Genomic DNA, 25,310 nt, shown 5'->3' with positions numbered 1-25,310 from the left:
AATCTCCTTTGAAGGAGAGGGAGGAAGACGGTGTCGCGGCGCGGGCCGCGGCGGATCGGGCGGTCAGGCGGCCTTGCGTGGGGCGCCCGCCTGACGCTGCCAGTTGGCGGAGAAGACGGAGACCATGTCTTCCATCGCCGTCAGCGGCAGACGCCAGATGCGGTTCTGGCTGCGCACGATAGGCGTCACGCGCGGGGCGCAGAAGGTGGCGCGCTCGCTTTCGAGCAGGCGCTGGAAGGCGCTCATCGCTTCGCCCCAGTACTCCGAATTGCCCACCCACCCCGTTGCCGCCGTCGCCTCGCGCACGGCCTGGTGCCAGAGCACCGTGGCCCGCTCGATGGTTACGCCGGCCTTGCGGGCATACCAGGGCAGTAGTTTCGGGGTTTTCATGGTCGGGTTCTCCTCGTGGCCATCGTCGGCCGGTTCTTGCGTCGCGCGGATCGGCCTCTTGAGCCGGCCGTGTAGGGCGCGGTTAATGCGATGCAGCATTAAAATTGGTTGCAATTTTCTTCGTTTCGGCGGCGCGATTCCTTGATTTTTCTCAACGAATTGCTGCTCTGCACAATTCAAAAGTACGCCGATCGTTATACGTTTTCAACTGCATGTTGCATTGCCGCAACGGTTTCATTGTTCAACGAAACGAGGTTTGGTTCCATCCTGATCCCCGGGGGAGCGACGATCCGGGAAGAAACAAGGTGCCGCTCCCGGTTAGAATCGCGGCCTGACCAGGAAGCCCGCATGTCCGATCTGCTTGCCAATCTCAATCCCGAACAACTCCAGGCCGTTACCCTTCCGCCGCAGCACGCGCTGATTCTCGCCGGCGCCGGCTCGGGCAAGACCCGCGTCCTCACGACGCGCATCGCGTGGCTGGTGCAGACCGGCCAGGTCGACCCGCAGGGCGTCCTTGCGGTGACCTTCACCAACAAGGCGGCGAAGGAGCTGCTGGCGCGCCTGTCGGGGATGCTGCCGCTGTCCTTCGGCCATTCCGCACGCGGAATGTGGATCGGGACCTTTCACGGGCTGTGCAACCGCCTGCTGCGGGCACACCACCGCGACGCCGGTTTGCCGCAGCTGTTCCAGATCCTCGACTCCGGCGACCAGCTCGCCGCGATCAAGCGTCTGCTGAAGGCGCTCAACGTCGATGACGAGAAGTTTCCGCCGCGCGAACTGCAACATTTCATCAATGCCCAGAAGGAAGCCGGTCTGCGTCCGCATGCCGTCGAGGCTTGGGACGATTACACCCGACGCAGGGTCGAGCTTTTCGCGGAGTATGAGGCGCAGTGCCAGCGCGAGTCTGTTGTGGATTTTGCGGAGTTGCTGCTGCGCACGTACGAGTTGCTCGAGCGCAACGAGCCGATCCGCCGTCACTACCAGCGTCGTTTCCACCACATCCTGGTCGATGAGTTCCAGGACACGAACCGCCTGCAGTACCGCTGGTTGAAGCTGCTCGCCGACGACGGGCGCGAAGGCGGGGCCAGCCTGTTCTGCGTGGGCGACGACGACCAGTCGATCTACCGCTTTCGCGGCGCGGAGGTCGGCAACATGCGCGACTTCGAGCGCGAGTTCCATGTCGCCAACGTGATCCGGCTGGAACAGAACTACCGTTCGCACGGCAACATCCTCGACGCGGCGAACGCGATCATCCGCCACAACACCGCGCGGCTGGGCAAGAACCTGTGGACCGAACGCGGTGCCGGCGAACCGATCCGTGTGTTCGAGGCCTATGCGGACATGGACGAGGCGCGCTGGATCGTCGAGGAAATCCAGTCGCTGGTGCGCGACGGCATGAGCCGGTCGGACATCGCGCTGCTCTATCGTTCGAATGCGCAATCGCGCGTGCTCGAACATCAGTTGTTTTCGGCCGGCATCGCCTATCGCGTGTATGGCGGTCTGCGCTTCTTCGAGCGTCAGGAGATCAAGCATGCGCTGGCCTATCTGCGCCTGATCGCCAATCCGGACGACGACACGGCATTCAGTCGTGTCGTGAATTTTCCGACGCGAGGCATCGGTGCGCGCTCGATTGAGGCGCTGCAGGACGCCGCGCGAACCTGGAACGCGAGCCTGTATTCGACGGTGCCGCACCTTTCGGGCAAGCCGGGAACGGTGCTGGCGCAGTTCGTGCGCCTCGTCGAGGACCTGCGCCGCGACACGGCCCGCCTGCCGCTTCCCGAACTCGTGGACCACGTGCTGGACGCGAGCGGCCTGCGTGATTTCTACCGCAGCGAAAAGGAAGGGCAGGAGCGGCTCGAGAACCTCGACGAACTCATCAATGCAGCGGCTAACTTCCTCGGCGAATCGGGCGCGGAGGCCGAGGCGCTTGCGCAGCCGCATGCGCTGCTCGCCGATTTCCTCGCTCACGCCTCGCTGGAGGCGGGCGAACATCAGGCCGACGCCGGCAGCGATGCCGTGCAGTTGATGACCGTGCATTCGTCGAAGGGGCTGGAGTTCGACGTGGTGTTCCTCTCCGGGCTCGAGGAAGGCCTGTTCCCGCACGAGAACAGTGCGCTCGAGAACGAGGGCCTGGAGGAGGAGCGGCGCCTGATGTATGTCGCCGTGACGCGGGCGCGCGAGCGGCTGTATATAAGCTTTGCGCAGAGCCGCATGCTGCACGGCCAGACGCGCTACAACCTGCGCTCGCGTTTCCTCGAGGAAATTCCGGAAGGGCTGGTGAAGTGGCTGTCGCCGCCCAGTCCGCGCAGCATGGGCGCCCGCAGCGGTGTTGGCATGCGCGTCGAGCCGGCGCGCTCGGGATCCGCGTCCCGACCCCTGCAGGCCGCGGCGCGAAACCAGGATCTGGGCGGCCTGCGGGTCGGCCAGCTCGTGAGCCACGCGAAGTTCGGCCAGGGCGTGATCGTCGCGGCCGAGGGAAGCGGCGCGGACGCGCGCGTGCAGATCAACTTCGGCTCGGCCGGGATCAAGTGGCTGATGCTGGCGGTGGCGAAGCTCAGCCCCGCTTGACGTGCGGCGCCCCGCGCTGACGCGGGGTACCGGATCGCGCGGCGGTCAGGCGCCGTAGGTGCGTGCGAGTCGGTCGTGCAGCGCGACGTATTCCTGCGCGAGCTTGTGCTTCGGATCGAGATGGATCATCGGGCGCGACTGTTCGTGCGACTCCTTGATCTTCACCGACGCCGAGAGGTAGGGGGCTAGCACGGGCAGCCCTTCGTCGATGAGCTCCTGCACGACCTTCTGCGGCAGGCCGGCGCGGGCCTGGAACTGGTTCACGACGATGCCTTCGATCGACAGGTCGCGGTTGTGGTCGGCCTGGATCTCCTGCACGTTCTCCATCAGGGAATAGAGCGCGCGCCGCGAGAATTCGTCGCAGTCGAAGGGTATCAGGCAGCTGTCTGCCGCAATCAGTGCGGAGCGGGTGTAAAAATTCAGCGCGGGCGGAGTGTCGATGTAGATGACGTCGTAGTCATCGGCGAGTTCGGTGAGCGCATCGCGCAGCTTGTAGATCTTGTAGCGCGATTCGAGCTTGCCCTGGAGGTCTTCGAGGCCCGGATGCGACGGCATCACGTCGAGGTTGGGGAAGGGGCTCGCGACGATGAATTCCTCGATCTTCTTCGGGTTGAGCTTGAAGTTGAGCGTCTGGTCGAAGAAGTCCGCGAGCGTGGTCTCGAGGTTTTCTCCCGAAATGCCCAGCAGGTACTGGGTCGAGTTGCCCTGCGGGTCGAGGTCCACGACCAGCGTGCGCTTGCCCTGGTGGGCGCTGATCGCCGCGAGGTTGCACGTAATCGTCGATTTGCCGACACCGCCCTTCTGATTGAACACCACGCGTCGCATCTTGGATTCCCTTATCGAGTCGGGTGAGATTGTGCCAAAAAATGTCGGTCGGGATACGGTTTCCGGGGACATGCCAGGATGTTTGTTGGCGTTTCGTTACTCATCGGGTTTACCCGTACTGGGCTACTGCCCAAGGTCATGGACCTGCGCTACACTTGCACCTCGCCGAGCGTGGTGCCGGTGCGGCGTTGATGCCGCACCCGCGCGAGAGCTCCGCTGTCCGATCCGTGCGCTTGTTCCCGGCTCCGGGAGCTGCGAACGGAATATGCCGGACAGCTGCGGATGATCGCAATTGGCGAGACGCCCGAACGGGTGTCGGTTTATCGCCGCGCTGGGAATAACACCACAGGAACAGCACATCTCACCGACCCGGAGAGGGAGAACAATGGATCAGGATTTCATCGCAGCGGCACTCGAATATCATCGTGCGCCGACGCGCGGCAAGATTTCGGTCGTCCCGACCAAGAGCCTCACGAACCAGCGCGATCTGGCGCTGGCCTACTCGCCCGGCGTCGCCGCGGCGTGCGACGCGATCGTCGAGGACCCGGCGAACGCGCGCGAATACACCTCGCGCGGCAACCTCGTGGCGGTCGTCACCAACGGCACCGCGGTGCTGGGCCTGGGCAACATCGGCCCGCTGGCGTCCAAGCCGGTCATGGAAGGCAAAGGTTGCCTGTTCAAGAAGTTTGCCGGCATCGACGTGTTCGACATCGAGCTCGCCGAGAATGACCCCGACAAGCTGATCGACATCATCGCGTCGCTCGAGCCCACCCTGGGCGGCATCAACCTCGAGGACATCAAGGCGCCCGAATGCTTCTACATCGAGAAGAAGCTGCGCGAGCGCATGAAGATCCCGGTCTTCCACGACGACCAGCACGGTACGGCGATCATTTCCACGGCCGGCCTCATCAACGGCCTGAAGGTCATCGGCAAGGACATCGCGAAGGTCAAGCTGGTGTGTTCCGGCGCCGGTGCCGCGGCGATCGCGTGCCTGGACCTGATGGTCGCGCTCGGTCTCAAGCGCGAAAACGTATACGTCTGCGACTCCAAGGGCGTGATCTACGTCGGTCGTGAAGAGAACATGGAGGCCAACAAGGCCCGTTACGCACAAACGACCGATTCGCGCACGCTGGCCGACGTGATGGTGGGTGCCGACGTGTTCCTGGGGCTGTCTACGGCGGGTGTGCTGAAGCCCGAAATGGTCGCTTCGATGGCCGCCCAGCCGCTGATCTTCGCGCTCGCCAACCCGAACCCGGAGATCCTGCCCGAAGATGCGAAGAAGGCGCGCCCCGACTGCATCATCGCGACGGGCCGCTCGGATTACCCGAACCAGGTCAACAACGTCCTGTGCTTCCCGTTCATCTTCCGCGGCGCACTCGACGTCGGCGCGACGACGATCAACGAGGAAATGAAGCTCGCCTGCGTGCGCGCGATCGCCGAACTCGCCCAGGCGGAGCAGAGCGATATCGTGGCATCCGCCTACGGCGGTGCCGACTTGCGCTTCGGCCCCGAGTACATCATTCCGAAGCCGTTCGATCCGCGCCTGATCGTCAAGATCGCGCCGGCCGTCGCGAAAGCCGCGATGGACTCGGGTGTCGCGACAAAGCCGATGGACGACCTGAGCGCCTATGCGGCGAGCCTGTCGGACTTCGTGTACCAGTCCGGTATCGTCATGAAGCCGGTGTTCGGCGCTGCGAAGCGCGTGCCGGCAGAATTCAAGCGCGTGCTGTACGCTGAGGGCGAGGACGAGCGCGTCCTGCACGCTGCCCGCGTCGTCATCGAGGAGAACATCGCCCGTCCGATCCTCATCGGCCGCCCGAGCGTCATCGAGATGCGCATCCAGAAGATCGGCCTGAACCTCGTTCCGGGCCGCGACTTCGACATCATCAATCCGGAATCGGATCCGCGCTACAAGGAGCTGTGGCAGGAGTACCACCGCATGCTGTGCCGCGACGGCGTGACGCCGGAGCTGGCGAAGGCCAAGATGCGCCGCGACACGACCCTCATCGGCTGCATGGTCCTGCGTCGTGGCGATGCGGATGCGCTCGTGTGCGGCACCTTCGGCACCTATGATTACCACTTCAAGCAGGTCGAGGACGTGATCGGGCTGAAGCCGGGTGCGAAGCTCTTCGCGTCGATGAGCCTGCTGCTGCTGCCCAAGCGCACGATCGCGATCACCGACCCGTACGTGAACGAGAATCCGAACGCCGAAGAGGTTGCCGAGATCGCGCGCATGGCTGCCGAGGAGCTGCGCCGCTTCGGCATCGAGCCGCGTGTCGCGCTGGTATCGCATTCCAACTTCGGCAGCTCAAACTCGGCGTCCGCGCGCAAGATGCGCGAGGCGGCCGGGATCCTGCGCCAGATCGCCCCGGGGCTGGAATGTGACGGCGAAATGCACGGCGATTCGGCACTGTCGCCCGAGATCCGCGGTCGCGTGAATCCGGAGTCGACGCTGGTCGGCGAGGCCAACCTGGTTGTGATGCCGAACATCGACGCTGCGAACATCTCCTTCAACATGATGAAGATGGCCAACAGCGACGGTGTTTCGATCGGACCGATGCTGCTGGGCGCGCGCCTGCCGGTGCACATCCTGACGCCGTCGGCGACGGTGCGTCGCCTGGTGAACATCACCGCCGTGTCGGTGGTCGACGCCTACGAGCAGCGCATGCAGTCGGGCGCTGCGGTGTAAGCGCACGGGACGGCACAGTGGGGATCCGGATCCCCACTGTGCCTGCTTGCCTGGGAGGCCGGGGATCGATCAGGCAAGGACTGCTGATCATCCCCGGCCTTCCCGTTTTCGCCGCCGGGCAGTTCCGGCCCTGGTTCGCCGGGACTCCGTCCGGCCGTCTGCCGGGCGACATCCATACCCATCGTGCCGGTTTCGATTTCTTCCCGATCACGACGGGGCTGCTCATCGTGCTTGTTCCGTGTCTGCTTATCTGGCTGTTCCGCCGTTAACAGGGTTTACAATCCCTGCAACATTTCCGGAAAAAGGACTTTGACATGGCTCACGCGATTCGCTTTCATCAGACGGGTGGTCCCGAAGTGCTCCGGTGGGAAACTGTCGATGTCGGCGCGCCTGCCGCAGGCGAGGTGAGCGTCCGTCATCACGCCGTCGGCCTGAACTATATCGACACCTATCATCGTAGCGGCCTGTATCCGGTGCCCCTGCCGTCCGGCCTGGGCCTGGAAGGCGCGGGCGTGGTCGAGGCGGTGGGCGAAGGCGTCACCGACTTCGTGCCGGGGGATCGGGTGGCCTACGCGGGCGGCCCGCTTGGAGCCTATGCCGAGGTGCGCAACCTGCCCGCGCACCGCATGGTGAAGTTGCCGGCAACGCTTTCCTTCGAGCAAGGCGCGGCGGTGATGCTGCAGGGGCTCACGGCGCAATACCTGCTGCGTCGCACCTATCGCGTCCAGCCGGGCGATACGGTCCTGATCCACGCCGCGGCGGGCGGCGTAGGCCTGATCGCGTGCCAGTGGGCGAAGGCGCTCGGTGCGACCGTGATCGGCACGGTCGGATCCGACGCCAAGGCCGAGCTGGCCCGCGCCCACGGCTGCGATCATCCGATCGTATATACACGCGAGAATTTCACCGAGCGGGTCCGCGAGATCACCGGCGGTGCAGGCGTGCCTGTCGTCTATGACTCGATCGGCAAGGACACCTTCATGGATTCGCTGCGCTGCCTGCGTCCGCTCGGCATGATGGTGCTGTTCGGCGCAGCGTCCGGGCCGGTTCCGCCCTTCGATATCAACCTGCTGAACACGATGGGGTCGCTTTACCTCACGCGTCCCGGCATCGTTGCCTATACCGCAAAGCGCGAGGATCTCGTGACGATGGCGAACGAGCTCTTCGAAGTGGTCGAATCGGGCAAGGTGAGGATCGAGATCAATCAACGTTACGCCCTGATGGATGCCGCGCAGGCGCACCGCGACCTCGAGGCGCGCCGCACCACCGGTTCCACGATCCTGTTGCCCTGAGGGGTGGGCGCGACATGACGCGGAAATCCGATTGGGCATGTGTCGCGATGGCGATCCTGCTGGCGCTGCCGCTGGCGCCCTCGGTTGCGGCGCAGCCGCCGGGGCCGTCCTCGGCGATGGACCCTGCGCGCACGGCATCGCTGTCGGCGGCAACTCGCCGCATCGAGGATCACTTCGTTGCCGAGGTCGCACGCATCACCGGTACGACGCCGGCCCGCGTGCGCCGGGCGATGCCCGACGAGCGGCGCATCACGTCGTCTGCATCGCGCCTGATCTCGGCGCTGGAGCTTGACCTGGGCGCGCCGCTCACGCCCGAGCAGCGGGCCGAAATCCTCGAAGCGGACCAGTCGCGCAAGCTCTCGCTGATGAAGGCGCGCGAGGCGGCAGGCGGGCGCTGACTCGTTGTGGCCGCCTGTCGGACCGAAGGCGGTCGCGGCCGAATAGGGGCTCGGGGGAGGTGGGTGATCGGGTAAAATTCGCCGATGACTGCCTCTCACGAACCCCGCTTCATCCATCTTCGCCTGCACTCCGAGTACTCGATCTCCGACGGTATCGTCCAGATCGATCAGGCGATCGCCCGCGCGGCGGCCGACGGCATGCCGGCGCTGGGGATTTCGGACCTCGCCAACCTGTTCGGCATGGTCAAGTTCTACAAGGGCGCACGCGGGACGGGCATGAAGCCCATCATCGGCGTCGACGCCTGGATCACCAACGACGTCGATCGCGACAAGCCCTTCCGCGCGCTGCTGATCTGCAAGAACCGCAAGGGCTACGGGCAGATGTGCGAGCTGCTCACCCGCGCCTATCTCGACAACAAGTACCGCGGGCGTGCCGAGATGCGCCGCGACTGGTTCGCCGACGGCGCCGCGTCCGACCTGCTGTGCCTGTCCGGCGCGCGCGAGGGGGAAGTGGGGCAGGCGCTGGCGAACGGCAATGTCGAACAAGCCGATCGGCTGGCCGCCGAATGGGCCGCATTGTTTCCCGACGCCTACTACATCGAGCTGCAGCGCGCAGGCCATGCGGGAGCGGAAGGCTACGTGCGCCAGGCGGTGCAGCTGGCCGGCCGGCTGGGGTTGCCCGTGGTCGCGACCCATCCCGTGCAGTTCCTCAAGCGCGAGGACTTCAAGGCCCACGAGGCGCGCGTGTGCATTGCGCAAGGCTATGTGCTGGCCGACAAGCGCCGCCCGCGCGACTACACCGAGGAGCAGTACCTCAAGAGCCAGGACGAGATGTGCGAGCTCTTCGCCGACATCCCGGAGGCGCTTGAGAATGCGGTCGAGATCGCGCGCCGCTGCTCGATGACCGTGCAGCTGGGCAAGAACTTCCTGCCGCAGTTCCCGACGCCCGAAGGCATGACGCTCGACGATTTCCTCGTCGCCGAGGCGAAGGCCGGCCTCGAAGTGCGCCTCAAGGAGCTGTATCCGGACGACGCGGAGCGCGAGCGCCAGCGCCCGACCTACGAGGCGCGGCTCAAGTTCGAGACCGACACCATCGTCCAGATGGGCTTCCCCGGCTACTTCCTGATCGTTGCGGATTTCATCAACTGGGGCAAGCAGAACGGCGTGCCGGTCGGCCCCGGCCGCGGCTCGGGCGCTGGCTCGCTGGTCGCGTATTCCCTGCGCATCACCGACCTCGATCCGCTCGCCTACGCGCTGCTGTTCGAGCGCTTCCTGAACCCCGAGCGGGTGTCGATGCCCGACTTCGACATCGACTTCTGCCAGGACAACCGCTACCGCGTCATCGAGTACGTGCGCGAGCGCTACGGCAAGGACGCGGTCAGCCAGATCGTGACCTTCGGCACGATGGCCTCGAAGGCCGTGGTGCGCGACGTCGGTCGCGTGCTCGACCTGCCCTACGGCTTGTGCGACCGCCTCTCCAAGCTGATCCCGATCGAAGGCGCGAAGCCCGTCTCGCTGGCGAAGGCCTACGAGATGGAGCCGCAGGTCGGCGAGATGATGAAGGACGGCAACGACGGCGAGTCGGTGCAGGAGCTGTGGAGCCTCGCCGAGCCGCTCGAGGGCCTCTCCCGCAATGTCGGCATGCATGCGGGCGGCGTGCTGATCGCGCCGGGCAAGCTCACCGACTTCTGCCCGCTCTACATCGCCGACGGCGACGACGCGACGCCGGTATCACAGTTCGACAAGGATGACGTCGAGGCGGTCGGCCTCGTGAAGTTCGACTTCCTCGGCCTGCGCAACCTCACGATCATCGAGCTCGCCGTCGAGTACGTCGAGCGCCTCACCGGCGAGAAGCCCAACCTCGCCGCTCTGCCCTTCACCGACCCGGCCGCGTACCAGATCCTGAAGGATGCGAACACCACCGCGATCTTCCAGGTGGAATCGGAGGGGATGAAGAAGCTCCTCAAGAAGCTCGCGCCAGACCGCTTCGAGGACATCATCGCGGTGCTGGCACTCTACCGCCCGGGCCCGCTCGGCTCGGGCATGGTGGATGACTTCATCCTGCGCAAGAAGGGCCAGCAGGAGATCGACTACTTCCATCCGGATCTCAAGCCTTGTCTCGAGCCGACCTACGGCGTGATCGTGTATCAGGAACAGGTGATGCAGATCTCGCAGATCATCGGCGGCTACACGCTGGGCGGCGCCGACATGCTGCGCCGCGCGATGGGCAAGAAGAAGCCGGAGGAGATGGCCAAGCACCGCGAGACGATTGCCGCCGGTGCGAAGCAGAAGGGTTACGATCCGGCGCTGGCCGAGCAGCTCTTCGACCTGATGACGAAGTTCGCGGAGTACGGCTTCAACAAGTCGCACACCGCCGCCTACGCCGTCGTCACCTACCACACGGCGTGGCTCAAGGCGCACCACTGCGCGGCATTCATGGCCGCGACGATGTCCGCGGACCTGGACAACACCGACACGATCAAGATCTTCTTCGAGGACACGATCGCGAACCGGATCACGGTCCTGCCGCCCGACGTGAACCAGTCGGATTTCCGTTTCGTTCCGACCGACCGCAAGACGATCCGTTATGGCCTCGGCGCAGTGAAAGGCGTCGGCGAACCGGCCGTGCGTTCAATCCTCGAAGCGCGTAAGAACGGCGGAGCGTTCAAGGATCTGTTCGATTTCTGTGGGCGCGTCGATCGGCGCATGGTTAACCGCCGCGTGATCGAGGCGCTGATCCGTTCGGGCGCATTCGATACCATCGAGCCCAGCGGTACCGCAGACCGGGCCCGCTTGCTCGCGACCGTGAGTCTCGCGATGGAGGCTGCCGAACAGGCTGCCGCGAACGCGATGCAGGGCGGCCTGTTCGATCTCGTGCCGGAGGCCGCCGGTGCTGCCCCGCAATACGTGAACGTGCGCCCATGGACCGAGCGCGAGCGCCTGAAGGAAGAGAAGCTCGCGATCGGCTTCTTCCTTTCGGGCCATCCGTTCAACAGTTTCCGCGAGGAAGTGCGGCGCTTCATCCGCCGCCCGCTGTCGCAGCTCGAACCGTCGCGCGACCTTGCGATGCTGGCGGGCGTGGTGATGGACGTGCGCACGAAGATGACCAACCGCGGCAAGATGGCTTTTGTCGTGCTCGACGACGGCTCGCAGGTGCGCGAGGTCTCGGTCTTCTCCGAGGTCTTCGACTCGAACAGGACCAAGATCGTCACCGACGAAGTGCTGGTGGTCGAAGGAAAGGTCAGCAACGACGACTTCACGGGCGGGCTGCGTATCGTCGCCGACAAACTGCTGTCGCTCGGCGAAGCCCGTTCGCGCTTTGCCAGGGCGCTGCAGATATGCGTGAATGGCGAAGTGAAGAGTGCGGGCGGAGCCGCTGCGGCGGCGGACAAGCTCGAAACGCTGCTCTCGCCATTCCGCGACGGGGTCTGCCCGGTCTCGCTGCGCTATCGCAACGACCAGGCCGAGGCGGAGCTGCCGCTCGGTGCGGCCTGGCGCGTGCGTCTCGACGACGCGCTGCTCGACAGCCTGCGCGAGTGGCTGCCGTCCGAGTCGGTCGAGATCCTGTATCCGAACTGACGCAAGATGAAAAAAAGGCCGCGGCCCGTGAGGGCGCGGCCTTTCGGCTGATCCGGCAGGAGCCGATCAGAGTTCCTTGGCGTGCTCCGCCAGGTATTCGGCGACGCCCGAGGTGCTGGCCTTCATGCCGGCCTTGCCCTTGTTCCAGCCGGCCGGGCAGACTTCGCCGTGCTCTTCTGTGAACTGCAGCGCATCGACCATGCGGATCATCTCGTCGATGTTGCGGCCCAGCGGCAGGTCATTGACGACCTGGTGGCGCACGACGCCGTTCTTGTCGATCAGGAAGGAGCCGCGGAAGGCAACGCCACCTTCGGCTTCCACGTCATAGGCGCGGCAGATCTCGTGCTTCACGTCGGCGACCAGCGTGTACTGGACTTGGCCGATACCGCCGTTGTTGACCGGGGTGTTCTTCCACGCGAGGTGGGTGAACTGGCTGTCGATCGACACGCCCAGCACTTCGACGCCGCGCTTCTTGAACTCGTCGAGGCGGTGATCGAAGGCGATCAGCTCCGACGGGCACACGAAGGTGAAGTCCAGCGGGTAGAAGAATACGACAGCATATTTGCCCTTCGTGACTTCCGAGAACGTGATATTCGTGATTTCGTTGTTGCCGAGAACCGCGCTGGCGGTGAAATCCGGGGCCTTCTTGCCGACGAGGACTGCCATGTTAGTCGTCTCCTGAGTGGGTTGAATGACCGGAGGATTATGTTGCCACGATCTGGAAAGTTCCAATTGCCTTTTGCATGGCTGCTCGATAGAAAATTTCTATCGAGTGCATGGAAGCTCATGCCAGCCTCCGCGACCCCGGACCGGTGCGCGGTCAGAGCGTCGGCAGGGTCACGAATTCCGCGTGCTCCGGCGCCGCGCCGGAGCTGATCTCGACGTGATCGACGCGGGCCAGGGCCGGTCCGCGCCGAGCCCAGGCAACAAAGCTTTCGACCGCGGCGCAAGGTCCCGCGACCAGCGCCTCGACGCAGCCATTGCTGCGGTTGCGTACCCAGCCGCACAGGCCCAGACGTTCGGCCTCCATCCGGGCGTTCGCGCGAAAGGCTACACCCTGAACCTGCCCCTGAATCATCAGGTGACGCACGACATGATCCGTTTCATGCATAGGACACCTCCGCGTCCCGGCCCCCGCAGCGCTGCGCGCGCAGCAGGGCGTCGGTGATGTTGCCGGCGAGATGCTCGCGTCCGATCGTCTCGCCGAATCCCGATCGTTGGACGATCGAGGCGGGCTGTGCGTTCAGGTCGCACAGGATCAGTTGCGCGCCGCGCTTTTCCAACGCACGGTGCAGCGCCTGCAGCATGTCGAGGCCGGTGGTGTCGATGTTGATGACCTTCTCCATGTCGAGGATCAGCGCGTCGGGATGCCCGTCCTGCATCAGCATCAGGTTCTCCAGCTTGTTCGCCGCGCCGAAGAACAGGCTGCCGAATACGCGATAGGCGAGGATGCGCGGCGTGCCGTCGGGGCGCGACAGGGCCTCGACGCCGTAGTACTCCTCCAGCGCAATGCGCTCGACACGCGTGAGATCCGACATGCGGTAGATGAAGAACAGACTCGCGAGAACCATGCCGAGCTCGACCGCCAGCGTCAGGTCGAACACTACCGTTACGAAGAAGGTTCCCAGCAGGATGATGCGGTACTGCCGCGAGTACCGCGTGAGCTCTTTCCATGCGAAAGCGTGCCATTCGCCCATGTTCACCGACACGATGACCACGATGGCGGACAGCGTCGCCAGCGGAATGTGGCTCGCGAGCGGGGCAAGCGCCAGTACCACGGCCAGCAGGACGAGCGCGTGGATGATGCCGGCGACCGGAGTGTGCCCGCCTGAGCGGATATTCGTCGCTGTGCGGGCGATTGCGCCCGTGGCCGCGAAGCCGCCGAAGAGAGGGGCGGCCACGTTGGCGATGCCCTGCGCCATCAGCTCCTGGTTCGGATCGTGCCGGTCGTCGATCTGGTTGTCCGCGACGCGGGCCGACAGCAGCGACTCGATCGCACCGAGCAGGGCGATCGTCAGTGCCGGCGCGATGAGTTTGCCGAGCGTGCCCAGCGACAGCGCGGGCAGGCCGAAAGGGGGCACCTGCTGCGGGATGCCGCCGAAGCGGCTGCCGATGGTATCGACAGGAAGCTGGACGAACGCATTGATCGCGGTGGCGATCAGGAGCACCGCGAGCGGTCCCGGCAGCCGCCGCATCCATGCCACACGCGTCGCAGCGCGGTTCCAGGTCAATAGCACCGCGAGCGAGGCGACCGACACGGCGACCGTCGGAAGATGGATCGTGTGGGCGGCGCCGAGCAGCGCCTCCATCTTGCCGAAGAACTCGCCGGGCATCTTCTCGATCGACAGCCCGAGGAAATCCTTGATCTGTGAGATGAAGATCACGATCGCGATGCCATTGGTGAAACCGATCACGACCGATACCGGGATGAAGCGGATCATGTTGCCGAGGCGGAATGCGCCCATGGCGAACAGCATGACGCCCGACATCATCGTGGCGATCAGCAGGTTCTGCACGCCGTAGTCGGCGACGATGGCGTAGATGATCGGGATGAAGGCCCCGGTCGGGCCGCCGATCTGGACCTTGGAGCCGCCGAGCATCGCTATCAGGAAGCCGGCCACGATGGCGGTCCAGATGCCGGCCGTGGGGCTCATCCCGCTGGCGATCGCGAATGCCATCGCCAGCGGGAGGGCGAGCACCCCCACGGTGATGCCTGCGGAAAAATCCTGGGTGAAATGACCCCGCCCGTAGCCGGACAGGGTGTCAAACAGTTTGGGGCGAAAACTGATCACGATGCCTCCTCGATTCCTCTGCGTGCTGTTGCGTACCCGTGGTGTTGGTCCAGTACCAGCATCCGGGCGCCGTGCGTTGCCGCACGATCCAGCGTTTCGAGGGAGTGAGGGGCATCGGGCTGCGACCCTGTTGCTTACTTGATGCGCATCCCCGCAGTGGCGCCGGCATCCGGCGAAAGGATGTAGAGCCCGCCGGTCTTGCCGTCCGCATCGGACGCGGCGAGCACCATCCCCTCGCTCATGCCGAACTTCATCTTGCGTGGCGCGAGGTTGGCGACCATCACCGTCATACGCCCGACCAGCGATGCCGGATCGTAGGCTGACTTGATGCCCGCGAACACCTGCCGCGGCTTGTCCTCGCCGATGTCGAGCTGCAGGCGGATCAGCTTGTCGGCGCCTTCCACATGCTCGGCGGAGACGATCTTCGCGATGCGCAGGTCGACCTTCATGAAATCGTCGATCGAGATGTGCGGAGAGGCCGTTTCAGCCGTCTGCGCCGCATGCTGCTGCTTCTCCGCGTGGCGCTGCTGCGACGACGCGGTCTTCGCATCGGGCGCTGCCGCGGCGGTGGCCGGGGCGAGCGAGTCGCGGTTGGCTTCGAGCAGAGCGTCGATCTGCTTGCGCTCGACGCGGGTCATCAGGTGGGCGTAAACGTTGACCACGTGGCCGACCGGCAGGGCCTGCCATTCGTTCCGCCACCCCAGCGGGGCGATCCCCAGGAAGCTCTCGACCTTGGCCGCAAGCGCCGGCAGCACCGGCTTCAGGTACAGGGTGAGGTCGCGGAACAGCGTCAGTGCGGTGCTGCACACGACGTGCAGATCATCCTCGCGGCCGTCCTGCTTCGCCAGTTCCCACGGCTTCTGGTCATTCACGTACTGATTCGCGAGATCTGCGAGATGCATGATTTCGCGCAGTGCGCGGCCGTAGTCGCGCTCCTCGTAGGCCTGCGCGATGCTCCCGGCCTCGTAGGCCGCCTTGAACGCAGCCGTCGCCGCGACATCGGCTGCCGCGAGCTTGCCTTCAAAGCGCTTCGTGATGAAACCCGCGCAGCGGCTGGCGATGTTCACGTACTTGCCGACGAGGTCCGAATTGACCTTCGCGATCATGTCGTCGAGGTTCAGGTCGACGTCTTCCATCGTCCCGTTCGACTTCGTTGCGAAGTAATAGCGCAGCCATTCCGGGTTCAGGCCCTGCGTCACGTAGGAGCGTGCGGTGATGAAGGTGCCGCGGCTCTTGCTCATCTTCGCGCCGTCCACGGTCAGGAAGCCGTTCACGCACAGTTGCGAGGGCGTGCGCAGGCCAGCGAACTGCAGCATGGCCGGCCAGAACAGGGCATGGAAGTAGAGGATGTCCTTGCCGATGAAGTGCACCATCTCGGTTCCCGCCGCTTCCGCATGCGTGGCATCGACGAAGTCATCGACGACGATGTCGCCACGCTTGTCCGCAAGGTTGCGGAAGCTCGCCAGATAGCCGATCGGCGCATCCAGCCAGACGTAGAAATACTTGCCCGGCGCGCCCGGGATCTCGAAGCCGAAGTAGGGCGCGTCACGCGAGATGTCCCAGTCGGACAGCGTGTTCTCGCCCTCCTGACCATCTTCGCCGAGCCATTCCTTCATCTTGTTCGCGGCTTCCGCCTGCAGGCGGCGGGTGCCGGCGGTGTTGGTCCCGCGCGTCCATTCGCGCAGGAAGGCGACCGCGCGCGGATCCGACAGACGGAAAAAGTAATGTTCCGAAGTCTTGAGCACCGGCTTCGCGCCGGACACTGCCGAGTACGGATTCTTCAGTTCCGTCGGCGCATACGCCGCGCCGCACACTTCGCAGTTGTCGCCGTACTGGTCCCCCGCGCCGCACTTCGGGCATTCGCCCTTGATGAAGCGGTCCGGCAGGAACATTTCCTTCACCGGGTCGTAGAACTGTTCGATCGAGCGCGTGTCGATCAGCTTCGCCGCCGTGAGCCGCTTGTACACCTCCTCAGCGTACGCGCGGTTCTCGGGGCTGTGCGTGCTGTGGTAGTTGTCGAATGCGACACCGAAGTCGGTGAAGTCGCGCAGGTGTTCGCCATGTACGCGCCCGATCAGCGATTCGGGAGTGATCCCCTCCTTCTCCGCGCGCAACATGATCGGCGTGCCGTGCGTGTCGTCCGCGCACACATAATGCACCGTGCTTCCCCGCATGCGCTGATAGCGCACCCAGATATCGCCCTGGATGTATCCGACCAGATGGCCGAGGTGGATGTCGCCGTTGGCGTAGGGCAGGGCGTTCGTGACGAGGATCTTGCGGGACATGTGCGGATTCAGGAATCGAAAACGGGAGTGTAACAAACGCGCCACGCCATACTGCTCGGTCCGGGCGCAACCAGGGTGCTATCGGGTAAAGGGGCGGACGATCATTTCTACGCGGCGGTTCTTGGCGCGTCCGGCTTCGGTGCCGTTGTCGGCGAACGGCTCGGTCTCGCCGCGGCCGTCGGCCTGCAGGCGTGTCAGGGCGATACCGCGCACGCGCATGTATTCGACGACCGCCTCGGCGCGACGGATCGAGAGCTGCATGTTGTGCAGTTCGCTGCCGACGCCGTCGGTGTGGCCGATGACCAGGATCTCGGTCCCCGGCGTCTCGTTCAGCACGGTCGAGATGCGGTCGAGCGTCGCCTTGAGGTTTGGCCGAGGTTCGACGCCATCGCGGGCGAAGGCCTCGGCGCCCGGAATCAACAGCTGCAGGTTGCCGTCGTTGCGCGTGATCACGGAGAGATCGTTGGCGCCGCTCAAGGCACGCGTAATCCGCGCCCGTTCCGCGCTCCAGTCAACCTTCGGCAGATTGCCGCCCGGCACTCGTGTGGGTTGGGGGGCGGACGCGGCTTCCTGTCGCGGCTCGGACGGCGTGGCACACGCGGAAAGCAGCGCGATCAACGCGGAAAGCGCCAATGCCTGGAAACGGGTCATGCTCGTGATGTCCTGAATGATGGCAGTCGTGCGAGGCGCGGATTTTACCGCGTCGCGCTCGGGGTAATGACCCTTTTGCGCCCGAGGGTGAGCGTCGGCGCCGCCTTCGGTATGATGCAGTTCTTGTCGCCCCGCATGCGGGCCCCTGATCCCCGAGGAAGCCAGTCATGAGTCTCACCCCCGAGTCCGTTACCGAAGTGCTCAAAACCGTTGTCGATCCGAATACCGGCAAGGACCTTGTGTCGTCCCGGTGCATCCGTGGCCTTCAGGTGGCCGGCGGAAGCGTGAGTTTTGAGATCGAGCTGGGCTACCCCGCCAAGACGCAGTTCGCGTTGATCCGCGACCTGGTCGTCGGCGCAGTGCGCACCCTGCCGGGCGTCGAGCTGGTTGACGTCAAGGTCAGCAGCAAGATCGTCGCCCATGCCGTGCAGCAGGGTGTGAAGCTCCTGCCGGGCGTCAAGAACATCATCGCGGTGGCCTCCGGCAAGGGAGGCGTCGGCAAGAGCACTACTGCCGCAAACCTCGCGCTCGCGCTGGTGGCGGAAGGGGCGCGCGTCGGCATTCTCGATGCCGACATCTATGGTCCGTCGCAGCCCCAGATGCTGGGCATCGGCGAGCACAAGCCGCACTCGCTCGACGGCAAGACCATGGAGCCGCTCGAGGCGCACGGCCTGCAGGCGATGTCCATCGGATTCCTCGTCGACGTCGAGACGCCGATGGTCTGGCGCGGCCCCATGGCCACCCAGGCGCTCAACCAGTTGCTCAAGGAAACGAACTGGACCGATCTCGACTACCTGATCGTCGACATGCCGCCGGGTACCGGCGACATCCAGCTCACGCTGTCGCAGAGCGTGCCGCTCACCGGCGCCGTCATCGTCACCACGCCGCAGGACATCGCCCTGCTCGATGCGCGCAAGGGCCTCAAAATGTTCGAGAAGGTCGGCGTTCCGATCGTCGGCGTCGTCGAGAACATGAGCATCCACATCTGTTCGAAGTGCGGCCACGAGGAGCCGATCTTCGGCACCGGCGGCGGCGAAAAGCTCTGTGCGGACTACAACATCGCCTTCCTCGGCGCCCTTCCGCTCGACCTGCAGATCCGTCAGGAGGCCGACAGTGGCACGCCCACCGTCGTCGCCGACCCGGACGGGCGCATCGCCGGCATCTACCGTGAAATCGCGCGGAAAGTGGCCGTGCATGTGGCCGAGAAAGCCAAGGACATGACCCACAAATTCCCCAATATCGTCGTCAAGAACACCTGACGCGCGGGCGCCGTCGGAATTGCTTTTTATCCGGCGGCGCTTGCCCTAAACTACGCGGATTTTTCGCGTCCGGCCGGTGCCGGACCGGTCGCCGAGGAAGACGCGCCCCCATGTCCATCAAGTCCGACAAGTGGATCCGCCGCATGGCGGAACAGCACGGGATGATCGAGCCGTTCGCACCCGAGCTGGTGCGCCACAACGATGGCGGCAAGATCGTCTCATACGGCACGTCGAGCTACGGCTACGACGTCCGTTGTGCGAACGAATTCAAGATCTTCACCAACATCAACTCGACGATCGTCGATCCGAAGGATTTCGACGCCCGCAACTTCGTCGACTTCGTCGGCGACGTCTGCATCATCCCGCCGAACTCCTTCGCGCTCGCACGGACCGTGGAATACTTCCGCATCCCGCGCAGCGTCCTGACCGTGTGCCTGGGCAAGTCGACCTATGCGCGCTGCGGCATCATCGTGAACGTCACCCCGCTCGAGCCCGAATGGGAAGGTCATGTGACGCTCGAATTCTCGAACACGACCCCGCTGCCCGCAAAAATCTACGCTAACGAAGGCATCGCGCAGATGCTGTTCTTCGAGTCGGACGAAGTGTGCGAAACGTCCTACCGGGACCGTGGCGGCAAGTACCTCGGCCAGACCGGCGTGACGCTGCCGAAGATCTGATCCGACCATCCGGTCCGTCTCGCACGGAGCGATCATCGACAGGGGCCGTCTGACGGCCCTTTGCTTTCCGGTAACACGGGAGCAAACCACTCACGGGTATGATTCCCGTATGCCGCAGGGCAGCACGCTGGAGAAACTGGAATGCGCTTTCATTTTCCGATCATCATCATCGACGAGGACTTCCGCTCCGAGAATGCGAGCGGGCTCGGCATTCGTGCCCTCGCGGAGGCGATCCAGGACGAAGGCATGGAAGTGCTGGGGGTCACCAGCTACGGCGACCTGACGTCCTTCGCGCAGCAGCAAAGCAAGGGGTCGGGCTTCATCCTCTCGATCGACGACGAGGAGTTCTCTTCGCCGGAAGCGGCCAACAAGGCGATCGCCGACCTGCGTGCCTTCGTCGAGGAAATCCGTTTCCGCAACGCCGACATCCCCATCTTCCTGTACGGCGAAACCCGCACCAGCCGGCACATCCCGAACGACGTGCTGCGTGAGATGCACGGCTTCATCCACATGTTCGAGGACACGCCGGAATTCATCGCCCGCTACGTCGTGCGCGAGGCCAAGAACTACCTTGAGAGCCTGCCGCCGCCGTTCTTCCGCGCCCTCACGCACTATGCCGCCGACGGCTCCTATTCCTGGCACTGCCCCGGTCACTCCGGCGGCGTCGCCTTCCTCAAGAGCCCGGTCGGCCACATGTTCCACCAGTTCTTCGGCGAGAACATGCTGCGCGCCGACGTCTGCAACGCGGTCGAGGAACTCGGCCAACTGCTCGACCACACCGGCCCCGTCGCCGCGTCCGAGCGCAACGCCGCGCGCATCTTCAACTGCGACCATCTCTACTTCGTCACCAACGGCACCTCCACCTCGAACAAGATGGTGTGGCACACCACCGTTGCGCCCGGCGACATCGTCGTCGTGGACCGCAACTGCCACAAGTCCATCCTTCACTCCATCATCATGACCGGAGCGGTGCCGGTGTTCCTCACGCCGACGCGCAACCACTACGGCATCATCGGTCCCATCCCGATCGACGAGTTCCGGATGGAAACCATCCAGCGCAAGATCGAGGCCAACCCGTTCGCCCGCGAGGCCGCGAGCAAGAATCCGCGCATCCTCACGATCACGCAGTCGACCTACGACGGCGTGGTCTACAACGTCGAGACCATCAAGGAGATGCTCGACGGCCAGATCGAGACACTGCATTTCGACGAAGCCTGGCTGCCGCATGCCGCGTTCCACGACTTCTACGGCGACTACCACGCCATCGGCGCCGACCGTCCGCGCTGCGAGACGTCAATGATCTTCTCCACCCAATCCACGCACAAACTGCTGGCCGGGCTCTCGCAGGCCTCCCAGATCCTCGTGCAGGATTCCCAGACGCGCAAGCTCGATCGCGACATCTTCAACGAAGCCTACCTCATGCACACCTCGACCTCGCCGCAATACGCGATCATCGCCTCGTGCGACGTCGCTGCGGCGATGATGGAGCCTCCGGGCGGTCCCGCGCTCGTCGAGGAATCGCTGTCCGAGGCGGTCGAATTCCGCCGTGCGATGCGCAAGGTCGACGCCGAGTTCGGTGACGAGGACTGGTGGTTCCAGGTGTGGGGGCCCGAATACCTTCCCGAGGAAGGCATCGGCGAGCGCGAGGACTGGATGCTCAACGCGGGCGAGCGCTGGCACGGCTTCGGCAACCTCGCGCCCGGCTTCAACATGCTCGATCCGATCAAGGCCACGATCATTACCCCGGGCCTCGACGTCGACGGCGACTTCGACGGCTCCGGCATCCCCGCCGGCATCCTCACGCGCTACCTCGCCGAGCACGGCATCATCGTCGAAAAGACCGGCCTGTACTCCTTCTTCATCATGTTCACCATCGGCATCACCAAGGGCCGCTGGAACACGCTGGTGACGGAATTGCAGCAGTTCAAGGACGACTACGACCGCAATCAGCCGTTGTGGCGCGTCATGCCCGACTTCATCGCCAAGCACCCGCGCTACGAAAAGGTCGGCCTGAAGGATCTCTGCGCGCAGATCCATTCCTTCTACAAGGCCCACGACGTCGCACGCCTGACCACCGAGATGTACCTCTCGGACATGGTGCCCGCGATGAAACCCGCCGACGCCTTCGCCAAGATGGCCCACCGCGAAATCGAGCGCGTCGCGATCGACGAACTCGAAGGGCGGGTCACCGCGATGCTCGTCACGCCGTATCCGCCGGGTATCCCGCTCCTGATCCCGGGCGAGCGCTTCAACGCGACCATCGTGCGCTACCTGAAATTCGCGCGCGACTTCAACGCCGCCTTCCCGGGCTTTGAGACCGACATCCACGGTTTCGTGCGCGAGCAGTCGAACGGCCGCGTCGACTACTTTGTCGACTGCGTCAAGCAGGACTGAGCAGTTCGGGACCGGGCGGCTGCGGCGCAAAGCCGCAGCACCCGGTCCGGGTCAGGATTTGCGTCGGTATTCGACGAAGTCGAACGGAAATTCGTTGTTCGCGTCCGGGGCGTGGGACTCGCGGCGGGTTTCGGTGAAGAGCGAACGGTCGAAGTCGGGGAAGAAGGCATCGCCGTCGACCTCCGCTCCGACCTCGGTGAGCACCAGGCCGTCCGCGCGTTCGAGCAGCTGCCGGTAAATTTCAGCTCCCCCGATCACGAAAACCTTCCCACCTCCGGCGGCGGCAAGGGCGGCGTCGAGGCTCGCAAAAACCTCCGCCCCGCTGGCGGCATACGATCCGTCCCGCGTTACGACCAGGTTGCGCCGTCCGGGAAGCGGCCGGCCCAGCGATTCCCAGGTCTTGCGTCCCATCAGGACCGGATGCCCGGTGGTCGTCGCCTTGAAGTGCGCGAGATCCGCCCTCAGGCGCCACGGCAGCGCATTGTCCCGACCGATCACCCCGTTGAGGGCGACCGCGGCGATCAGCACAACTTCCGGCCGCGTCGCGTTCATACCGCCACTTCCGCCTTGATGTGGGGGTGCGGGTCGTATCCTTCGAGCGCGAAATCCTCGAAGCGGAACGCGAAAATATCCTTAACGTCCGGGTTTACGTTCATCTTCGGCAGCGGGCGCGTCTCACGCGACAACTGAAGTTTGGCTTGCTCGATGTGGTTCAGGTAAAGATGGCAGTCGCCCCCGGTCCACACGAAGTCCCCCGGCTGGAGATCGCATACCTGCGCCACCATCTGCAGCAGCAGTGCATACGAAGCGATATTGAACGGCACGCCGAGGAAGATATCGGCGCTGCGCTGATACAGCTGGCAGGACAGGCGTCCGCCGGCGACATAGAACTGGAACAATGCGTGACATGGCGGAAGCGCCATGCCCTCGACCTCGCCCGGATTCCACGCCGAGACGATATGGCGCCGTGAGTCCGGGTTGCGCCGCAGACCGTCGATCAGTTGTGCGAGCTGGTCCACCGTTCGCCCGTCCGCCGTCTCCCAGCGCCGCCACTGCTTTCCATACACCGGCCCCAAATCGCCGTCCGCGTCAGCCCATTCGTCCCAGATCGACACGCCGTTCTCCTTGAGGTAGCGGATGTTCGTGTCGCCTTGCAGGAACCACAGCAGCTCATGGATGATCGAGCGCATGTGCAGCTTCTTCGTCGTCAGCAGGGGGAAGCCCTCGTCGAGATTGAAGCGCATCTGCCAGCCGAACACGGACAATGTGCCGGTGCCGGTGCGGTCCGCCTTCCGGTGGCCGTGTTCGAGAACGTGCCGCATCAGGTCCAGATACTGTTTCATGTATGAGTCCGTCGCCGAGAGAGCGCGATTCTACATCGTCGGTGGAGCGTACAAGTCGTCACGAATTACTGGCGCAGGCATGTGTTAGCCTTGTTACAAAACAGCCGGGTAGAGGGGCGGTCGGTCAGCTTATGGAGATTGCGTGGTGATCCGGGGAGCCAGCGTGCCACAGGAACCGACCGTCGCCCCGACGCAGGCAGGTCCAGCCAACGCACGTGCCGGGGCGGATTACGTGAAGGTTTCCGAACTGCTGCGCGAAATCAGGGCGGTCCAATGCGAGCTGGCGGATCTGTCCCGGCAGGACGCGACCGATCTCGAGAATCAGCACCGAGTCATCGCAAGCCTAGATGAAGTCGTTCATGGGTTTGTTGCACGCGTTCGCGAAACTCTCGCAACGCTCGGAGACTCGCGGGACTGTCGCCCCCTGCTGCATGCCGTGCGCGACATGTCCGGATCCCTGCTCGATCAGCTCGAACGCTGTCTGAGTACATATGGCGGTGGCCGGGACGGCATACTGGGGCGCAATGTCATTGCAGACCTCCGTCTGCGTCTCGTCCGCGCGGGTGCCGAACGGGCGATCTGGGAGCGGTGCAGCGGGGGGCCCCCGCATGCGCATCTATGGCGATGGCTGGGAACGGCCTTCATGCATGCAGCAGGCGATCGCAGCTCCCTGGATGCACGCCCGGTGCCGGCGGTAATGGCTTCGGAAGAGTCCGTCGAATTTCACTACATCAGAGCGCTCGCAGCGTGCACTGCATCGCTCGATCTCCTTCCGCCGCAGTTGCTGGCTGCGGTGGACCGGCTGTTGCGCCTGTCCGTGCCGGTCGTGCGATTCGAGCCCGAGGTCTTCGAGGGGGCGACCCATTTTGTCGATCCGCAAGGCGGAGGCGTGCCGCGCAGACTCCTCGGCGTTTCAGAAACTGTTGCAGGAGCCTGGTTCTTCGCGCCGGGTGTCGCCCCTGAAATGTTCCGCGAGGGGAGGGTCCGAGCCACTGCGGACGCCCAACTCCCGCCTTCCCCGGCTGACGTCGAAGTTTCATCGCTTCACCTCCGGGCCCTGGATCATCTCCTGCAGCACTGGTCGGCAACTCCCCCCGTCAGGCGCCACAGGCGCCATACCATCACGGGAACGCTCGCAGCGGTCGCCGGTATCGATGAACTCCGGCGAGTATTCGCGGGCGAGCACGATGTGCGCCGCGAAGAATGGAAACTTCGCGACCTCAGCCGTGGCGGACTGGGCGCGGTCGCCGCGAACGGGGCGGTTAGCGTCGGTCAACTCGTCGGGATTCACTCCGTCGATGGGCAAGGGTGGCAACTGGCGCTGGTGAGGCGAGCCTGGACCGTGGGCGAGGGGGCGACGCACGTGGGGTTGGAGGTATTGTCGCGCAAGCCCGCACTTGTCCACGTCGATGACGGACGTCGGCCCGCCGAGGTGCTGCTGTGCGACCCCCTGTTACGCGGCGAGGCCGTGCGGATCATCGTGCCCTTGCGTGTGCTCGGAACCCCAACCGTTCCCCTCTTTGTCACGGGCAACGGCAGCGTGCAGAAGCTCAAGCCGCTCGATGCGTCGTACTCCGGTGAGGGCTTCGAACTTCGCGTTTATCAGGTCCTCTAGAGCGTGGTTTCTTTGTCTGCACACGGGTGACGCCAGCCTGCAGGCGTCGATGTGCGTGAGCGCGTCGCGCGGGCGTCTTTCATGCGGCGCACGATCCGCCGAATTTCGCGGGAAAGAAATTTGGTTGAAACCCTTGACGGTTCAAAAGAGCTCTATATAATTCGCGCCTCTTCAGCGCTGCAGCGGATTCGTTGGTGGCGGTGGGGGCAGGAAAGAGATGGGTAGTGCGGCGGCGGATTTAAAAAAGTTTGCTGCGGTGCTTGACGAAAGCGGTAAGGTTTGTCAGAATCTCTTTCTCGCTGCAACGGCAGCGGTTCTTTAAAAAATTGGACAACCGATAAGTGTGGGTGCTTGGTTGGCGCGACCGGAACTGCTTCGGCGGTTTTAATGTTGCAAAGATTGAGTGCTCATATGTAAGTCAGTAATGATTTCTTTGAGTGCTTTGTTGGATTGAACTTAAGAGTTTGATCCTGGCTCAGATTGAACGCTGGCGGCATGCTTTACACATGCAAGTCGAACGGCAGCGGGGGCTTCGGCCTGCCGGCGAGTGGCGAAC

The 25,310-nt window shown here is 64.3% G+C and carries 19 protein-coding genes and 1 rRNA gene; 11 read left to right on the top strand and 9 right to left on the bottom strand.

Features of this window, described 5'->3' with window-relative positions; all coding sequences use genetic code 11:
- Positions 1-63: 63 nt before the first annotated feature.
- Positions 64-390 carry a hypothetical protein gene (locus tag F464_RS0115550; protein ID WP_026296042.1) on the bottom strand — a complete coding sequence of 109 codons (327 nt, stop codon included), beginning with the start codon at positions 388-390 and terminating at the stop codon, positions 64-66.
- A gap of 348 nt (positions 391-738) precedes the next feature.
- On the opposite strand from F464_RS0115550, the gene F464_RS0115545 reads away from it, so the two are divergent.
- Positions 739-2,958, top strand: a complete 2,220-nt coding sequence (locus F464_RS0115545; protein WP_018990762.1) for a UvrD-helicase domain-containing protein — start codon at positions 739-741, stop codon at positions 2,956-2,958.
- Positions 2,959-3,003: 45 nt separating this feature from the next.
- Here F464_RS0115545 and F464_RS0115540 read toward each other — a convergent pair whose 3' ends face one another.
- Positions 3,004-3,783, bottom strand: a complete 780-nt coding sequence (locus F464_RS0115540) for a ParA family protein (RefSeq protein ID WP_018990761.1) — start codon at positions 3,781-3,783, stop codon at positions 3,004-3,006.
- A 385-nt stretch (positions 3,784-4,168) separates the two neighbouring features.
- On the opposite strand from F464_RS0115540, the gene F464_RS0115535 reads away from it, so the two are divergent.
- From F464_RS0115535 to dnaE, 5 genes are all read left to right on the top strand, one after another.
- Positions 4,169-6,472, top strand: a complete 2,304-nt coding sequence (locus F464_RS0115535; RefSeq protein ID WP_018990760.1) for an NADP-dependent malic enzyme — start codon at positions 4,169-4,171, stop codon at positions 6,470-6,472.
- A 17-nt stretch (positions 6,473-6,489) separates the two neighbouring features.
- On the top strand, positions 6,490-6,741 hold the full coding sequence (locus F464_RS0115530) for a DUF2905 domain-containing protein (protein WP_332309976.1): 252 nt from the start codon (positions 6,490-6,492) through the stop codon (positions 6,739-6,741).
- A gap of 45 nt (positions 6,742-6,786) precedes the next feature.
- The gene (locus F464_RS0115525; protein WP_018990758.1) at positions 6,787-7,761 is read left to right on the top strand and encodes a quinone oxidoreductase family protein; all 975 of its coding nucleotides are present in this window, start codon (positions 6,787-6,789) and stop codon (positions 7,759-7,761) included.
- Between the two features lie 14 nt (positions 7,762-7,775).
- Positions 7,776-8,159 carry a hypothetical protein gene (locus F464_RS0115520; RefSeq protein ID WP_051092307.1) on the top strand — a complete coding sequence of 128 codons (384 nt, stop codon included), beginning with the start codon at positions 7,776-7,778 and terminating at the stop codon, positions 8,157-8,159.
- Between the two features lie 84 nt (positions 8,160-8,243).
- Positions 8,244-11,738, top strand: a complete 3,495-nt coding sequence (dnaE, locus tag F464_RS0115515; protein ID WP_018990756.1) for a DNA polymerase III subunit alpha — start codon at positions 8,244-8,246, stop codon at positions 11,736-11,738.
- A gap of 66 nt (positions 11,739-11,804) precedes the next feature.
- On the opposite strand, the gene F464_RS0115510 is transcribed toward dnaE, so the two are convergent.
- The 5 genes from F464_RS0115510 to F464_RS0115490 all read right to left on the bottom strand — a co-directional run bounded on the left by F464_RS0115510 (position 11,805) and on the right by F464_RS0115490 (position 17,466).
- Positions 11,805-12,404, bottom strand: coding sequence for a peroxiredoxin (locus F464_RS0115510; protein ID WP_018990755.1), 600 nt, complete (start codon positions 12,402-12,404; stop codon positions 11,805-11,807).
- 154 nt (positions 12,405-12,558) lie between these two features.
- Positions 12,559-12,828, bottom strand: coding sequence for an acylphosphatase (locus tag F464_RS0115505; protein WP_332309975.1), 270 nt, complete (start codon positions 12,826-12,828; stop codon positions 12,559-12,561).
- A gap of 13 nt (positions 12,829-12,841) precedes the next feature.
- Positions 12,842-14,533 (bottom strand): SulP family inorganic anion transporter, encoded by a 1,692-nt coding sequence (locus tag F464_RS0115500; RefSeq protein WP_026296040.1) that lies wholly within the window; start codon positions 14,531-14,533, stop codon positions 12,842-12,844.
- A gap of 131 nt (positions 14,534-14,664) precedes the next feature.
- Positions 14,665-16,815, bottom strand: a complete 2,151-nt coding sequence (metG, locus tag F464_RS0115495) for a methionine--tRNA ligase (RefSeq protein WP_018990752.1) — start codon at positions 16,813-16,815, stop codon at positions 14,665-14,667.
- A gap of 78 nt (positions 16,816-16,893) precedes the next feature.
- Positions 16,894-17,466, bottom strand: a complete 573-nt coding sequence (locus F464_RS0115490) for an OmpA family protein (protein ID WP_026296039.1) — start codon at positions 17,464-17,466, stop codon at positions 16,894-16,896.
- 167 nt (positions 17,467-17,633) lie between these two features.
- Between F464_RS0115490 and apbC the strand changes: the two genes are divergently transcribed.
- The 3 genes from apbC (at position 17,634) to F464_RS0115475 (ending at position 21,796) form a co-directional block, all read left to right on the top strand.
- The gene (gene apbC, locus F464_RS0115485; RefSeq protein ID WP_018990750.1) at positions 17,634-18,725 is read left to right on the top strand and encodes an iron-sulfur cluster carrier protein ApbC; all 1,092 of its coding nucleotides are present in this window, start codon (positions 17,634-17,636) and stop codon (positions 18,723-18,725) included.
- A 110-nt stretch (positions 18,726-18,835) separates the two neighbouring features.
- A complete protein-coding gene (gene dcd, locus F464_RS0115480; RefSeq protein WP_018990749.1) occupies positions 18,836-19,402 on the top strand; it encodes a dCTP deaminase in 567 nt (188 codons plus the stop codon).
- 141 nt (positions 19,403-19,543) lie between these two features.
- Entirely contained in the window at positions 19,544-21,796 is a 2,253-nt protein-coding gene (locus F464_RS0115475) for an arginine/lysine/ornithine decarboxylase (protein WP_018990748.1), read from the top strand.
- Positions 21,797-21,847: 51 nt separating this feature from the next.
- Here F464_RS0115475 and F464_RS0115470 read toward each other — a convergent pair whose 3' ends face one another.
- Together F464_RS0115470 and F464_RS0115465 are read right to left on the bottom strand one after the other, a co-directional pair.
- Complete coding sequence (locus F464_RS0115470) at positions 21,848-22,348, bottom strand: dihydrofolate reductase (protein WP_018990747.1); 501 nt, start codon at positions 22,346-22,348, stop codon at positions 21,848-21,850.
- A complete protein-coding gene (locus F464_RS0115465; protein WP_018990746.1) occupies positions 22,345-23,139 on the bottom strand; it encodes a thymidylate synthase in 795 nt (264 codons plus the stop codon). The genes F464_RS0115470 and F464_RS0115465 overlap by 4 nt, the downstream gene beginning before the upstream one ends.
- Positions 23,140-23,371: 232 nt before the next feature.
- Here F464_RS0115465 and F464_RS29980 point away from each other — a divergent pair, with 232 nt between their 5' ends.
- Together F464_RS29980 and F464_RS0115450 are read left to right on the top strand one after the other, a co-directional pair.
- Complete coding sequence (locus F464_RS29980; protein ID WP_157353811.1) at positions 23,372-24,754, top strand: hypothetical protein; 1,383 nt, start codon at positions 23,372-23,374, stop codon at positions 24,752-24,754.
- A gap of 452 nt (positions 24,755-25,206) precedes the next feature.
- Positions 25,207-25,310, top strand: a 16S ribosomal RNA gene (locus F464_RS0115450); the annotation flags it as partial.

Source organism: Aromatoleum toluclasticum ATCC 700605 (assembly GCF_000378245.1).
GTDB lineage: Bacteria > Pseudomonadota > Gammaproteobacteria > Burkholderiales > Rhodocyclaceae > Aromatoleum > Aromatoleum toluclasticum.
Note: the sequence above shows the minus strand (reverse complement) of the source record. Positions and strands in the feature narration are given on the sequence as shown.

Coding starts and splice junctions, on each gene's coding strand:
- F464_RS0115550 (WP_026296042.1), bottom strand. CDS start 390: ATGAAAACCCCGAAACTACTGCCCTGGTATGCCCGCAAGGCCGGCGTA.
- F464_RS0115545 (WP_018990762.1), top strand. CDS start 739: ATGTCCGATCTGCTTGCCAATCTCAATCCCGAACAACTCCAGGCCGTT.
- F464_RS0115540 (WP_018990761.1), bottom strand. CDS start 3,783: ATGCGACGCGTGGTGTTCAATCAGAAGGGCGGTGTCGGCAAATCGACG.
- F464_RS0115535 (WP_018990760.1), top strand. CDS start 4,169: ATGGATCAGGATTTCATCGCAGCGGCACTCGAATATCATCGTGCGCCG.
- F464_RS0115525 (WP_018990758.1), top strand. CDS start 6,787: ATGGCTCACGCGATTCGCTTTCATCAGACGGGTGGTCCCGAAGTGCTC.
- F464_RS0115520 (WP_051092307.1), top strand. CDS start 7,776: ATGACGCGGAAATCCGATTGGGCATGTGTCGCGATGGCGATCCTGCTG.
- dnaE (WP_018990756.1), top strand. CDS start 8,244: ATGACTGCCTCTCACGAACCCCGCTTCATCCATCTTCGCCTGCACTCC.
- F464_RS0115510 (WP_018990755.1), bottom strand. CDS start 12,404: ATGGCAGTCCTCGTCGGCAAGAAGGCCCCGGATTTCACCGCCAGCGCG.
- metG (WP_018990752.1), bottom strand. CDS start 16,815: ATGTCCCGCAAGATCCTCGTCACGAACGCCCTGCCCTACGCCAACGGC.
- F464_RS0115490 (WP_026296039.1), bottom strand. CDS start 17,466: ATGACCCGTTTCCAGGCATTGGCGCTTTCCGCGTTGATCGCGCTGCTT.
- apbC (WP_018990750.1), top strand. CDS start 17,634: ATGAGTCTCACCCCCGAGTCCGTTACCGAAGTGCTCAAAACCGTTGTC.
- dcd (WP_018990749.1), top strand. CDS start 18,836: ATGTCCATCAAGTCCGACAAGTGGATCCGCCGCATGGCGGAACAGCAC.
- F464_RS0115475 (WP_018990748.1), top strand. CDS start 19,544: ATGCGCTTTCATTTTCCGATCATCATCATCGACGAGGACTTCCGCTCC.
- F464_RS0115470 (WP_018990747.1), bottom strand. CDS start 22,348: ATGAACGCGACGCGGCCGGAAGTTGTGCTGATCGCCGCGGTCGCCCTC.
- F464_RS0115465 (WP_018990746.1), bottom strand. CDS start 23,139: ATGAAACAGTATCTGGACCTGATGCGGCACGTTCTCGAACACGGCCAC.